Below are 12,962 nucleotides of genomic sequence, written 5' to 3'. Positions count from 1 at the left end.
TCCCTTGCAGAGAACAATCCATCGCAGAGAAATGAGGAATCGGCATGGTGCAGAACGTGAGCGAGAAGGTGAATGCGTTTCTGCGGATTCTGGAGAAGTATGACTTCTCCGGCGCGCCGGCGATGTGCACCGACAAGGCCACCGTGTGGCAAAAACGACAGCACGGCGGACCAGGCGATCGGCGAGCGGCTGGAACAGTTCGAGTCCTTCATCACCAACGTCAAGTCGCTGCGGTACGACGTGGAACGCCAATTCCAGCACGAGAACGAGGTGCTCCAGCAGCACGTTCTTCACCTGGATATGACGGACGGGTCCCACCAGGAGATCCACGCCCTGCTGTATTTCTGATTCGAGGGTGACCTCATCGACCGCATCGAGGAGTACCACTACTCGATGTCGACGGACTAGCCGCATGCACCGGAAGGTCAAACCCATGAAGATCGGCATCATCGGAGCGGGCAACATCGGCGGCAACCTGACCCGGCGGCTCACCGCGCTCGGGCGCGAGGTGTCCGTGGCCAACTCACGCGGGCCACAAACCCTCACGGCGCTCGCCGAGGAGACCGAGCGGCGTGCCTGACTCCGCTCATGGGCGGGCTCATCGATCGCTTTTCCGGATGAATGGGGCCTGCGATCTTTCGGCTACCTGCCCTGCGCCGAGGAGTGCGCACTTTCAACGAGAGGGAGAAACCATGGCCGGCTTGTCTGAACCGTTCACCGTGGGCGACCTCACGGTCCCCAACCGGATCGTGATGGCCCCGATGACCAGAACGGCGTCCCCCGGCGGCGTGCCGGGCCCGGACGTCGCGGAGTACTACGCCCGCCGGGCGGCCCACCAGGTCGGGCTGATCATCAGCGAGGGCACGTACGTCAACCGCCCCGCCGCGGGGGCGTACGACAACGTGCCCCATTTCTACGGCGAGTCGGCCCTCGCCGGCTGGGCCCACGTGGTGCGCCGGGTGCACGAGGCCGGCGGCCGGATCATCCCGCAGTTGTGGCACACCGGGGCCGCCCGCACCGCGACCGAACCGCCCGCCGATGTCCCGTCCGGGATCGGACTGGACGGCGCTCCGCTGGGCAGGGCGATGACCCAGCGGGACATCGACGACGCGGTGGCCGCCTTCGCGGAGGCCGCCGCGACCGCCGAACGACTCGGGTTCGACGGCGTCGAGGTGCACGGCGCGCACGGCTACCTGATCGACAACTTCCTGTGGGGCGTCACCAACCGGCGTACCGACCGCTACGGCGGCGAGCCGGCCTCCCGCGCCCGCTTCGGAGCCGAGGTCGTGCGGGCCGTCCGCGCGGCCGTCAGTCCGGGGTTCCCGGTCTTCTTCCGGCTGTCCCAGTGGAAGGTGGGTCAGTACGAGGCCCGCACCGCCCAGAACCCGGACGAGCTGGCGCACTTGCTGACACCACTGGCCGACGCCGGTGTCGACGTGTTCCACGGCTCCACGCGCCGCTACTGGCAGCCCGAGTTCGAGGGCAGCACCCTCAACCTGGCCGGCTGGATGCGCAAACTCACCGGCAGGCCCGCCGTGACGGTCGGCTCGGTCGGCATGGACCAGCAGTACGGCGAGGGCGACTTCACCTCCGGCTTCACCGGGCCGTCCGGGGTGACCGGTATCGACGAGTTGGTGGCCCGCCTGGAGCGCGACGAGTTCGACCTCGTCGCCGTGGGCCGGTCGCTGCTGGCCAACCCGGACTGGGCGGCACTGGCCCTGCGCGGCGAACTGGCACGGGCCGTCCCCTACGACCCCTCCGTCCTCCAGACCCTGGCCTGACAGCCGTCTCACTACGTCCCGGCGGGAGTTGGCCGCCGGGACCGTCGTCACCACACGTTTCTCGTCACCCAGTCAGCACTGGAAGGTCGGATCCATGAAAATCGGCATCATCGGAGCGGGCAACATCGGCGGCAACCTGACCCGGCGGCTCACCGCACTCGGGCACAAGGTGTCCGTGGCCAATTCGCGTGGGCCGCAGACGCTCACGGCGCTCGCCGAGGAGACCGGCGCCACCCCGGTCCCCGTGTCCGAGGCGGCACAGGACGCCCAGGTCGTCGTGGTGACCATCCCCCTCAGGGCGATCCCCGACCTTCCCGCAGGATTTCTCGACGGCGCGGCGCCCTGCGCCGTGGTCATCGACACCTGCAACTACTACCCACAACGCGACGGCAGGATCGCCGTCATCGAGGACGGACTGACCGAGAGCCGATGGACCGAGCGGCAGATCGGGCACCCTGTGATCAAGGCGTTCAACGGGACGTACGCCCAGGACCTTCTGGACCGGGGCCGTCCCCAGGGCAGCCCCGGCCGTCAGGCGCTGCCGGTCGCCGGTGACGACGCAGGGGCCAAGCAGACCGTGTGCGACCTGATCGATGAACTCGGCTTCGACACCGTGGACGCAGGTGGTCTTGACGAGTCGTGGCGCCAGCAGCCCGGAACGCCCGTCTACGGAAACCGGGGCGATGCCGACACCATCGCGAAGGCACTGGCAGCGGCCTCACCGGAACGTACCGCGCAGTGGCGTGCCTGACTCCGGTCACGGTGTGCAGCGGCACCGGGCCCGGGGCACGGCGGCAGACTCTCCAAGAAGGAACCGGCCGAGAAAACGGCGGGAACCGGCCCCGCAGGACCGCAGCCGGGCGGTGGACAGGCCGCCGTACGCCTCCGTGGTCGGCCAGCAGCCGCAGCAGCTCCTCCACGGCGGCCGCCGACATTGGTTCCAGCCGCACTCTCGACAAGAAACAGAGAGATGAGAATCGACATGGGTAACAACATCAGCGAGAAGGTTGACCTGTTTCTCCGGCGCCTGGAGAAGTACGACTTCTCCAGCGCCCAGGAGATGTGCACCGACAAAGCCACCGTATGGCAGAACGACGGCGAGGAAGAGCAGGCGATCGGCGAGCGGCTGGAACAGTTCAGGTCCTTTGCCGCCACTGTCGATTCAATGCGGTACGACGTGGTCCGCCAGTTCAAGAATTCGGACGAGATATTCCAGCAGCAAGTGCTCCGCCTGAACATGACCGACGGGTCCAGCAACGAGATCCATGCCCTGCTTTATTTCCGGTTCGAGGGCGACCTCATCGACCGGATCGAGGAGTACGTCTACCCCATGCCGACGGGAAATGAATCCTGATCCTGCTCGGCGGCAAGACAATCAACTCGACCGCATAAATCCGAAGGGAAACGGTTATGGAGAAGCTGCAACCGTCCGCTCGCCCAAGTCGTCTGCCGTCATTGACCGGCACGCGGGCTTTCGCGGCCCTGGCCGTGCTGATCACTCACCTGACGGGCTTGTACCCCGGACAGCCGCATGTGTTCATGACCATCGGACCGGTCGCACTGACTTTCTTCTTCATACTCAGCGGCTTCATTCTCGCATGGGTCGACGATCCGAACGACACCGCGATGAAGTTCTGGCGTCGGCGCCTGGTGAAGGTATTTCCGAACCATTGGGTGACGTTTGCGATCACCCTGGCGCTGATGGCCTCCGCAAGCGTTCCCATCATGGCAATAAACACGATCCCGGTGTTTTTTCTGGTCGAGCCCTGGGTGCCCAACTTCGACACCCTCGGCGGGCTGAACGGCATCAACGTGCCGACCTGGTCCCTCTGCTGCGAGCTGGTCTTCTACCTCGCGTTCCCGTGGCTGATCCGATTCATCAGGCGCATCCGTCGAGAGCGGTTGTGGCTGTGGGTGACGGGCACCGCCGTGGCGACCACCCTCGTCCCGTTCGTCGCTCTGCTGCTGCCGACGCACCCGGCCACCTCATGGGAATCGACGATTCCGGAGTGGCACAGCTGGTTCGTGTACAGCTTCCCCTTCACCAGGATGCTTGAATTCGTCCTCGGCATCCTGTTGGCGCGCGTCATGATGAACGGGAAGTGGATCCGCCTCGGCATGGCGCCGGCGTTCCTTCTGTTGACCGTCTGCACGCTGATCCAGGCATACCTTCCCGGCATATTCCGCATTTCCGCCGGGATGACCGCGTTCCCGGTCGCCCTGGCGATCGCCGCATGTGCCAGCGCCGACATACGCGGTGTGCGAACGCCTTTCAGTGGCCGAATCATGGTGTGGCTGGGAGAAATCTCGTTCGCCTTCTACATGGTGCACTGGCTCGTGATCCAGTACGGCCCGCTCGACGGCATCAACGGAGTAGAGACCGGCTCTCCGATGATGACGCTGGTCCGCATTCTGCTGACTGTCGTGATCAGCTTCGCCCTCGCGGTGGCCCTCTACACAATGGTCGAACGTCCCGCGGTTCGACGCTTCAGCCAGAAGCCCAGACAGGCCGAGAAGCCGATTCCGGTCCCTGAACATTCTGCCGCTCGGTAGGTCGCCGCAATCCCGTCGGTCTGGAGATGTCCCGCATGACGAACACTCGCACTGCCTCGGGTAACGGAATCCCCGATTTCCCGGTCAGCAGGCCGGATTCGTGTCCCTTCGACCCGGACGAGACCTACACCCGGCTGCGGGCGGACGATCCCCTGTCACTGGTGCGCTGCCCGGCTGGGATGGACGCGTGGCTGGTCACCCGGTACCAGGACATCCGGAGCGTGCTCGCGGATCCGCGGCTGAGCTCCCGCGCCGCGGGTTCGGACCACATGCTGCCGTCCTACGACGGCCGCGACCCGCTGCCGGGCTTCATGATCCAGTTGGACGGCACGGAGCACGCGCGGCTGCGGCGGCTGATGATGGGCGAGTTCACCGGACGGCGGGTGGAGGCGCTGCGGCCGTACATCCAGAAGATCACCGACGAGCACACCGACGCGATGCTCGCCGGGTCGAGCGCCGACCTGGTGCAGGACTTCGCGCTGCCGATCCCCTCACAGGTGATCTGCGAGATGCTGGGCGTGCCCTACGAGGACCACACCGCCTTCCAGCACGACAGCGAGGTGCTGACGAGCTTCGAGGCGGACGAGGCCGCCCGCGCCGCGGCCACCCGGCGGCTGGAGGACTACCTCGGCGAGCTGATCGAGAAACGGCTCGTCGAGCCGCAGGACGACATGCTGAGCCGGCTGATCGCCCGCGCCGCCGAGACCGACCGGCCGCTGACCGTGCCGGAGCTGTCCACGCTCGGCGTGCTGACGCTGGTCGCCGGGCACGAGACGACCGCCAACATGATCACGCTGAGCATGGCGGTGCTGCTGGAGGATCCGGAGCGGATGGCCGCGCTGCGGGCCGCCCCGGAGACGATCGGCACCGCCGTGAAGGAGCTGCTGCGCTACCTTACGGTGATCCAGTTCGGGCTGGTCCGGTACGCCACTGAGGACGTCACCGTCGGCGGCACGAAGGTGAAGGCGGGTGAGTGGGTGGTCGCCGCGCTCCCGTCCGGAAACCGGGACGAGCGGGTGTTCCCCGACCCCGACACCGTCGATCTCGGCCGGCGGGCCCGCACGAACCTGGCCTTCGGCTTCGGCCCACACCAGTGCATCGGCCAGCAGCTGGCCGAGGTCGAGATGCAGGTCGCGCTGTCCACCCTGCTGCGCCGCCTGCCGGGCCTTCGGCTGGCGAGGCCGCTGGAACAGGCCGACTTCAAACTCAACGACATCGTCCACGGCCTGCGCCGTATGCCGGTCGTCTGGTGACGCCGACTCGCCGAGCCGTTATTCCTGCCGAACCTTCGATGCCAATCCGGCGAAATTTTTTCAGGCTGATGCCGAAAAAAGCGGATGCGTTGAAACGTTGTATTGAATTACGCGATGCAGTGCATCGAAACATTGACGTCGACCACGCCTCCGGATGCAATGAAGAGTAAAAGTAGCGGAATTTCCGCCAGCACGGTAAAGAAAGGAGTGAAACCCATGGCGAGCCAAGACCGTCCCACTGCAGCGGTCTTCCAGGAGCTGGAGGGCAAGCGGGCCGTCGTCACCGGCGGCAGCCGCGGCATCGGCGCCGCGATCGTGCGCAACTTCGTCGGCTCCGGCGCCGCCGTCGTGACTGCCGCCCGCAGTCCGCAGGGGCAGACACCGCCCGGCGCCACGTTCGTCGAGGCCGACCTGAGCACGTCCGACGGGGTGCGCGCGTTCGCGGACACCGCGCTGGACACCCTGGGCGGCGTGGACATCATCGTCAACAACGCGGGCGGCTGCCGTTCGTTCCACAGCGTGCTGGACCTGGAGAACGACTGGCAGTACACGATGGACATCAACTTCCTCGCCCCCGTCCGGCTCAACGCGGCACTCGTGCCGTCCCTGCGGGAGAGCGGCGGCGGAACCGTCGTCCACGTCTCGAGCACCGCCACCATCGCGGCGTACCCGATGCTCTACCACTACGCCGCCGCCAAGTCCGCGCTGGAGACGTACAGCAAGGGCCTCGCCACCGAGCTCGCGGCGGACGGCATCCGCGTGCTCTCCGTCTGTCTGGGCAACGTGGAGACGCCGGCCTCACAGACCGCGCGCCGCCAGATCGTCGAGTACTTCGGCGGCGACCCCGGCAGCGCCGATCTCGACGCCCTCGCAAAGGAGTGGGCCGCCGAGATCCCGCTCGGACGCATGGGCGAGTCCCAGGACGTTGCCGACGCGGTGAGCTTCCTGGTCTCGCCCCGCGCGTCGTGGATCACCGGCAGCAACGTCGTCATCGACGGCGGGAAGACCGCGAGCCTGGCCTGAGAGCCCGTGGCGCCGATCCGGCTCCGGCCACCGCCGGGCCACGACGCCACCACCCCGTATGCACCTCTCGACACCACGCAAAGGATGCGCACGATGACCACGGCAGAGGAAGAAGTACGGTCCTACCCATTCGGCCCGATCACCCGGCTCGACCTGGACCCGACGCTGGTGGAGCTGTGCGGCGAACAGCCCGTGCTGCGCGTACGCCTGCCCTTCGGCGGCGACGGCTGGCTGGTCACACGGCACGCGGACGTCAGGACAGTACTGGCCGACCCCCGGTTCAGCCGCGCCGCCGCCGTGGGTGACCACGTGCCCCGCACGGTCGCGGTCGGTCTGCCCCGCACCTCGATGCTCAGCATGGACCCGCCGGAGCACACCCGGCTGCGGCGCCGGGTGATGAACGCCTTCTCCGTCCGCCGGCTGAAAGCACTGCGCCCGCGCATCCAGGAGATCGTGCACGAACTGCTCGACGCCATGGTGGCGACGGGGGCGCCGGCCGATCTGACCACGGCCCTGACCTGGCCGCTGCCGATCACGGTGATCTGCGAAATGCTCGGAGTGCCCCTCGCCGACCGCGAACGGTTCAGTGAGTGGGTGGACGGCCTGCTGATGCTGGCCGACCCCGAGCAAGCCGCGCGGGCCCGCGCACAGCTCGACGAGTACCTCGCCGGTCTGATCGCGCAGCGCCGCGTCACCCCCACCGACGACCTGCTCGGCGAACTGGTCGCCGAGGACGACGAGGACGACCCGCTCAGCGAGGAGGAGCTGATCGGTCTCGGCGTCAGCCTGCTCTCCGCCGGACAGGAGGCGACCGCCAACCAGATCGGCAACTTCGTCTACACGCTGCTGACCCGGCCCGCCCTCTGGCAGCAGCTCAGCGCCGACCCCGCGCTCGTCCCCAAGGCGGTTGAGGAACTCCTCCGGTTCATCCCGAACAGCGCGACCGCCGGCTTCACCCGTGTCGCCACCGAGGACGTGGAACTGAGCGGGCAGCTCATCCGCGCCGGTGACGCGGTGGTGGCCGAACTGGGAATGGCCAACCACGACGCCGAGGTGTTCGAGCGGCCCGACGAGATCGACTTCCAGCGTGAGCGCGTCCCGCACGTCACCTTCGGGCACGGTCTCCACCACTGCCTCGGCGCCCAACTGGCCCGGTTGGAGCTGCGCGTCGTCCTGGAGATCCTGATCGACCGTATGCCCGGTCTGCGGCTCGCCGTTCCGGCCGACCAGTTGTCCTGGCGGACCGAGCGCCTGGTCCGCGGAGTGGCGGCGCTGCCGGTCAGCTGGTGAGAACCGCCCGGCGCCCCGATCACACACAACTTGCCGACAGCACCGAAACACCACAGGAGAGCTGATCATGGCTGTACCACGGGATGCGGACACCGCGCCCGCCCACGATCCGGGCAGGGGGCTCGCCGAGGTTCTGGCATCCGTCGATCCGGGCCAGGCACTCGCCGAGGTCATGGCGGCCGTCATGGAGAGCCACGGGGACCGGCCTGCCCTCGGTGAACGGGCCAAAGATCCGTCGACGGGGCAGCTGCTCCCCCGGTTCGACACCGTGAGCTACCGCGAGCTGTGGGCCCGCGTCCGTGCGGTCGCCGGCCGGTGGCACCAGGACCCTGAGTACCCGCTGGGCGCGGGGGACCGGCTGTGCACCCTGGGCTTCCCGAGCATCGACCATGCGACGCTCGACCTGGCGTGCATCCACGTGGGCGTCGTACCCGTGCCCCTCCAGCACAGCGCGCACCCGGACCAGCTGCGGGCGATCATCGCGGAGACCGAGCCACACGTCCTCGCCGCGAGCACCGAGCACCTGGACAACGCCGTCGACCTGGTCCTCGGGGCGACGTCGATCCGGCGCCTGACCGTGTTCGACCACCGCCCCGAGGACGCCGGGCAGCGTGCCGCCCTCGCCCTCGCCCGGCGGCGCCTGGCCGAGGCCGGCGGCCCGGTGGTCGTCGACACACTGGCGGAGGTGATCGACCGGGGCGGAGAACTGCCAGCCCCTCCCCTGTTCACCGCCGACCCGGGCGACGATCCGCTGTCCCTGCTCATCTACACGTCCGGCAGCACCGGAGCCCCCAAGGGGGCCATGTACACCCAGCGGCTGGTCGGCACCGCATGGTACGGGTTCAGCTACGGGTCAGCGGACGTGCCCGCGGTCAGCGTCCTCTACATGCCGCACAGCCACCTCGCCGGCCGCTACGCGCTGATGGGCTCGCTCGTCCGGGGCGGCGTCGGCTACTTCACCGCCAAGAGCGACCTGTCCACCCTGTTCGAGGACATCGCGCTGGTCCGCCCCACGGAACTGACCATGGTTCCGCGCATCTGCGACATGTTGTTCCAGCGGTACCGCAGCGAACTGGACCGGCGGGCCAGTGAGCCGGGTGACGTCGAGGCGGCGGTCAAGCAGGACCTGCGGGAGAACGTCCTGGGCGGGCGGGTCGCCAAGGCGTTCGTCGGTACCGCCCCGCTGTCCGACGAGTTGGCGGCCTTCGTCGAGTCCTGCCTCGGTATCCACCTGTACACCGGCTACGGGTCCACCGAAGCGGGCGGGGTCCTGCTGGACACGGTGGTGCAACGTCCGCCCGTGATCGACTACAAGCTGGTGGACGTCCCGGAACTCGGCTACTACGGCACCGACCTGCCGTATCCGCGCGGGGAACTGCTGCTCAAGTCGGAGACCCTCGTTCCCGGGTACTACAAGCGTCCGGAGCTCACCGCCGAGCTCTTCGACGAGGACGGCTACTACCGGACCGGCGACGTCTTCGCCGAGATCGGGCCGGACCGGCTCGTCCACGTCGACCGCACCAAGGACACCCTGAAACTCTCCCAGGGCGAGTTCGTGGCCGTCTCCCGCCTGGAGACCGTCTTCCTCGGCAGTCCTCTCGTCCGCCAGATCTACGTGTACGGCAACAGCGAACGCGCGTACCTGCTCGCGGTGGTGGTGCCCACCCCGGACGCGCTGGCCCGGTACGGCGGGGATCTCGCGTCGCTCAGGTCGTCGCTCGGCGCGTCGCTCCAGCACATCGCCAGGGAAGCCGGACTCAACTCGTACGAGATCCCGCGCGACTTCCTGATCGAGACCGAGCCCTTCAGCCCCGAGAACGGCCTGTACACCGAGAGCCACAAGGTCCTGCGCCCCCGGCTGAAGGAACGCTACGGTGCCGCCCTTGAACGGTTGTACGGCGAACTCGCCGAGGGACAGGACCGGCAGCTGCGCGAGCTGCGGCAGGCCGGGACGGACCGGCCGGTGGTGGAGACGGTCGGCCGGGCCGCCCAGGCGCTGCTGGGCTCCTCGGACGCCAGCCCGAGCGCCGGCGCGCACTTCACGGACCTGGGTGGGGACTCCCTGTCCGCGCTGTCCTTCTCCCAGTTGCTGGCGGAGATCTTCCACGTCGAGGTTCCGGTCGGGGTGGTCCTCAGCCCGGCCAACGACCTGGCAGGGGTGGCGCGGTACATCGAGGCGGAACGCCGGTCCGGGGCACGGCGGCCGACGTTCGCCTCCGTACACGGCGAGCACAGCACCGAGGTCCGTGCCGGTGACCTCGACTTGGAGAAGTTCCTCGACGCGTCGACGCTCGCCGCCGCCCCCGCACTGCCCCACCCCGACGGCGGCGTGCGGACCGTCCTGCTGACCGGGGCCAACGGCTATCTGGGCCGGTTCCTCTGCCTGGAATGGCTGGAGCGGCTGGCCTCCTCGGGCGGCAGGCTGATCTGCATCGTCCGCGGCAGCGACTCGGCCACGGCGGCGCGACGGCTGGCGGAAGCGTTCGACAGCGGCGACGCCGCACTGCTCCGGCGCTACCGGGAAGCGGCCGGCACGTCCCTGGAGGTGCTCGCGGGGGACCTCGGCGAGCCGCGTCTTGGCCTGGACGAGGACACCTGGCGCAGACTGGCCGACACCGTGGATCTCATCGTCCACCCGGGCGCCCTGGTCAACCACGTGCTGCCCTACAGCCAGTTGTTCGGCCCCAACGTCGTCGGTACGGCCGAACTGATCCGGTTGGCGCTCACCACGCGGATGAAGCCCGTCACCTACGTCTCCACCGTCGCCGTGCAGCTCGGCACCTCGGCCACGGCACTCGACGAGGACGCCGATATCCGCGCCGCCGTCCCGACGCGGCGCGTCGGTCAGGGCTACGCCGACGGATACGCGACCAGCAAGTGGGCCGGCGAAGTCCTGCTGCGGGAGGCGCACGAGCGGTACGGCCTGCCGGTCGGGGTCTTCCGCTCCAACATCCTCCTCGCACACACCAGGTACACCGGTCAGGTCAATGTGCCCGACCTCTTCACCCGGCTCCTGCTCAGCCTGGTCGCCACCGGCGTCGCGCCGAGCTCGTTCTACCGGAGCGGCGCCCGAGCGCACTACGACGGTCTGCCGGTCGACTTCAGCGCCGAGGCCATCACCACACTGGGCGCGCGGGTCACCGAGGGCCACCGGACCTTCCATGTACGGAACCCGCACGACGACGGCGTCTCGCTGGACACCTGCGTCGACTGGCTCACCGAGGCCGGCCACCCGATCCAGCGGATCGACGACTACGACGCATGGCTCACCCGGTTCACGGCCGCGCTGCGTGCCCTGCCTCAGAAGAAGCGTCAGCACTCGCTGCTGCCGCTGCTGCAGGCCTTCGCGCAGCCCGAGGAAGGCGGGGTCGGCCCGGCGCTCTCCGCCGAGCGGTTCCACGCAGCCGTGAAAGACGCCGAGATCGGTCCCGGCAAGGACATCCCCCACCTGTCGGCCGACCTCGTCCGCAAGTACGTCACCGACCTGCTCGGGCTCGGCCTCCTGTAGCCGGCCCGCGAGACCACCGGTGACATCCCGCACCGCCCCGAACGAGGACGAGCACCCATGAATCAACTCAGCGGTCCGCGCGATCGCCTCCATGTCCTGGCCGAGTCGGACGGCCCAAGAACGACCGGCGGGTTTCCGTCCCCGCCGTACCAGTCGTGGATCCTGCGGTTGCGGCCCCGTAACGCCGCCGCGCTCCTGGAAGCGGTGAGCGAGGAGAAGGCTCTCCGTGAGGCTCGGCTGCTGATCGGCGACGGAGCCGTGGGCTGGGCCGTGGAGGTGGCCGGCCTGATGGCCGCGGCAGCCCCCGACCAGGCGGAGGGGCCCGTCGCCGCCTCCCGGCACACGGGCCGGCAGCCGACCGCACCGGCCGGGGTCTCCGTGCTGTCCAGGGTTCCCGACGATCTGAGGGCGCGCAGTGCGGAGGCGCTGGCGCTGTACTTCCTCACCTGCCTGGCCGGATACGCCGACGACGACATCCCGGAGATCGTCGGCGTGCCCGTCCGCGAGTTCACCCGTCGCAACCTTCCCGTGGGCGGGACGTTCCACTCCCTGAAGAGCCAGCTGGACTGTCTGGTAGGTGAGTTATTCCGGTCGTGCCATGACGTTCTCGGCCCAACGGAGGCGGCGAACGTCACCCGCACGCTGTCCGAGGCGCTGGTGGCCAAGGTGCAGCACATCCTCCTGACCCTGGCCGAGCAGGCCGAGAACGAGCGGCGGGGCTGGTTCGGAAGCGCCGCTGCACACCATCAGGAACTGGTCCTCGACATCCTCGACGGCGCGGACGTGGACGCGCCGCAGGCGTTCCTGCGGCTCGGCTACGACATCAGCCGCAGCCATCTCGCGCTCGTCGTCTGGCGCGACGACTGGGAGACCGGTGGTACAGCGGACCTGGCCGCCGCCGCCACGGAGCTGCTGCGCAGCGCCGGGTGCTCCGCACTGCTGACCGTCCCCGTCGGAGTGTCGTCGCTGTGGGCGTGGGGCTCGCGCACCCGCGGACGTCCCCTGTCGCTTCGTCAGCTGCGCCACGGCGACGGACCGCACCGGCAGGTCGCCACGTCCCCGGCGGTGCACATCGCGGCGGGGCTGCCGGGTGAGGGGATCGAGGGCTTCCGGACGAGCCACCGGCAGGCCAGGGAGACGGCCGGGATCATCCACGCGGCCGGCGTCGGCGCCGGTGACCGAAGGCCGCCGTACGACTACGCCGAACTGGAGCTGGCCGTTCTGCTCCGCTCCCGGCCCGACCTCAGCACCGAGTTCGTCCGCCGCGAACTGGGTCCGCTGGTCACCGACGACATGTCCGAACTGAGGGCCACCGTCAAGTGCTATCTGGACATGGAGCGCAGTATGTCCGCCGTCGCCGACCGACTGCACATCGCCAAGAGCAGCGTCGCCTACCGGATCAGGAAGGCCGAGCGCCTCCTGGGCCGCCCGGTCCAGGAAGACCGCCTGCGGCTGCACAGCGCGCTGCTGCTCTTCGACGTACTCGGCCGGGCCGCCCTCGACGGTCCCGATGCGGGCAGCTGACCGAAACCGACTCGCCATCACCGAATTTCC

At 68.7% G+C, this 12,962-nt stretch carries 10 protein-coding genes and 1 pseudogene; all 11 read left to right on the top strand.

The window, feature by feature from the left end:
* Nucleotides 1-99: 99 nt before the first annotated feature.
* The 11 genes and pseudogenes from ACFY12_RS08020 to ACFY12_RS07970 all read left to right on the top strand — a co-directional run bounded on the left by ACFY12_RS08020 (nt 100) and on the right by ACFY12_RS07970 (nt 12,932).
* A complete protein-coding gene (locus ACFY12_RS08020; protein WP_390714877.1) occupies nt 100-348 on the top strand; it encodes a hypothetical protein in 249 nt (82 codons plus the stop codon).
* A gap of 7 nt (nt 349-355) precedes the next feature.
* Nucleotides 356-565 (top strand): annotated as a pseudogene (locus tag ACFY12_RS08015) (NAD(P)-binding domain-containing protein); the annotation flags it as partial.
* A gap of 127 nt (nt 566-692) precedes the next feature.
* Nucleotides 693-1,781 carry an NADH:flavin oxidoreductase gene (locus ACFY12_RS08010; RefSeq protein WP_390714876.1) on the top strand — a complete coding sequence of 363 codons (1,089 nt, stop codon included), beginning with the start codon at nt 693-695 and terminating at the stop codon, nt 1,779-1,781.
* Between the two features lie 28 nt (nt 1,782-1,809).
* A complete protein-coding gene (locus tag ACFY12_RS08005) occupies nt 1,810-2,532 on the top strand; it encodes an NADPH-dependent F420 reductase (RefSeq protein ID WP_390714875.1) in 723 nt (240 codons plus the stop codon).
* 219 nt (nt 2,533-2,751) lie between these two features.
* On the top strand, nt 2,752-3,135 hold the full coding sequence (locus ACFY12_RS08000) for a nuclear transport factor 2 family protein (RefSeq protein ID WP_390714874.1): 384 nt from the start codon (nt 2,752-2,754) through the stop codon (nt 3,133-3,135).
* A gap of 56 nt (nt 3,136-3,191) precedes the next feature.
* On the top strand, nt 3,192-4,334 hold the full coding sequence (locus ACFY12_RS07995) for an acyltransferase family protein (RefSeq protein WP_390714873.1): 1,143 nt from the start codon (nt 3,192-3,194) through the stop codon (nt 4,332-4,334).
* Nucleotides 4,335-4,369: 35 nt separating this feature from the next.
* Nucleotides 4,370-5,587, top strand: coding sequence for a cytochrome P450 (locus ACFY12_RS07990; protein ID WP_390714872.1), 1,218 nt, complete (start codon nt 4,370-4,372; stop codon nt 5,585-5,587).
* A gap of 216 nt (nt 5,588-5,803) precedes the next feature.
* Nucleotides 5,804-6,610, top strand: coding sequence for an oxidoreductase (locus ACFY12_RS07985; RefSeq protein ID WP_390714871.1), 807 nt, complete (start codon nt 5,804-5,806; stop codon nt 6,608-6,610).
* A 93-nt stretch (nt 6,611-6,703) separates the two neighbouring features.
* Nucleotides 6,704-7,900: a cytochrome P450 gene (locus ACFY12_RS07980; protein WP_390714870.1), complete on the top strand. Its 1,197-nt coding sequence runs from the start codon at nt 6,704-6,706 to the stop codon at nt 7,898-7,900.
* A 67-nt stretch (nt 7,901-7,967) separates the two neighbouring features.
* Nucleotides 7,968-11,408, top strand: a complete 3,441-nt coding sequence (gene car / locus ACFY12_RS07975) for a carboxylic acid reductase (RefSeq protein WP_390714869.1) — start codon at nt 7,968-7,970, stop codon at nt 11,406-11,408.
* Between the two features lie 57 nt (nt 11,409-11,465).
* A complete protein-coding gene (locus ACFY12_RS07970) occupies nt 11,466-12,932 on the top strand; it encodes a PucR family transcriptional regulator (RefSeq protein WP_390714868.1) in 1,467 nt (488 codons plus the stop codon).
* Nucleotides 12,933-12,962 lie beyond the last annotated feature (30 nt).

It is taken from the genome of Streptomyces sp. NPDC001339 (genome assembly GCF_042895955.1).
Taxonomy (GTDB): domain Bacteria; phylum Actinomycetota; class Actinomycetes; order Streptomycetales; family Streptomycetaceae; genus Streptomyces.
Note: the sequence above shows the minus strand (reverse complement) of the source record. Positions and strands in the feature narration are given on the sequence as shown.

Bases quoted from the DNA above. Each gene is read 5' to 3' on its own strand.
- ACFY12_RS08010 (WP_390714876.1), top strand. From the start codon at position 693: ATGGCCGGCTTGTCTGAACCGTTCACCGTGGGCGACCTCACGGTCCCC.
- ACFY12_RS07990 (WP_390714872.1), top strand. From the start codon at position 4,370: ATGACGAACACTCGCACTGCCTCGGGTAACGGAATCCCCGATTTCCCG.
- ACFY12_RS07970 (WP_390714868.1), top strand. From the start codon at position 11,466: ATGAATCAACTCAGCGGTCCGCGCGATCGCCTCCATGTCCTGGCCGAG.
- ACFY12_RS07995 (WP_390714873.1), top strand. From the start codon at position 3,192: ATGGAGAAGCTGCAACCGTCCGCTCGCCCAAGTCGTCTGCCGTCATTG.
- ACFY12_RS08020 (WP_390714877.1), top strand. From the start codon at position 100: ATGACTTCTCCGGCGCGCCGGCGATGTGCACCGACAAGGCCACCGTGT.
- ACFY12_RS07980 (WP_390714870.1), top strand. From the start codon at position 6,704: ATGACCACGGCAGAGGAAGAAGTACGGTCCTACCCATTCGGCCCGATC.
- car (WP_390714869.1), top strand. From the start codon at position 7,968: ATGGCTGTACCACGGGATGCGGACACCGCGCCCGCCCACGATCCGGGC.
- ACFY12_RS08000 (WP_390714874.1), top strand. From the start codon at position 2,752: ATGAGAATCGACATGGGTAACAACATCAGCGAGAAGGTTGACCTGTTT.
- ACFY12_RS07985 (WP_390714871.1), top strand. From the start codon at position 5,804: ATGGCGAGCCAAGACCGTCCCACTGCAGCGGTCTTCCAGGAGCTGGAG.